Below are 344 nucleotides of genomic sequence, written 5' to 3' on the forward strand. Positions count from 1 at the left end.
TGTCGGAACCGACCGCGGTGGCCGCCGCGCCGCTACAGCTCAGCGACGAGCCCGCGGGACGACGAATCCCGACCACGGTGATCTGCAATACCTTCACCGCCGAGGTGGTTAGGAAACTGCGCGACGAGGGTGAGATGCCGATGTTCGCCGAGCTGTCTCGTCTGGACGCCGAGTATGTCGACCTGCCGACCGGGCACTGGCCCATGTGGTCCAAGCCGCGCGAACTCGCCGAGCTGATCCACACGATCGTCCAGAACTGATCAGGGCTCGGAGCACGGCCGACCCGTTGCTGCTCGCCCACGGCACTGCACTGCGGGAGACCGGAGGCCGGTCTCCCGCAGTGG

1 pseudogene is annotated in these 344 nt (G+C 67.4%); it reads left to right on the forward strand.

From position 1 onward, the window contains the following. Positions 1 to 260: pseudogene (locus tag GV790_RS29325) on the forward strand (alpha/beta fold hydrolase); the annotation flags it as partial. Between the last annotated feature and the right edge of the window lie 84 nt (positions 261 to 344).

Origin of the sequence: Nocardia cyriacigeorgica (assembly GCF_010858045.1) — a bacterium.
Classification (GTDB): domain Bacteria; phylum Actinomycetota; class Actinomycetes; order Mycobacteriales; family Mycobacteriaceae; genus Nocardia; species Nocardia cyriacigeorgica_E.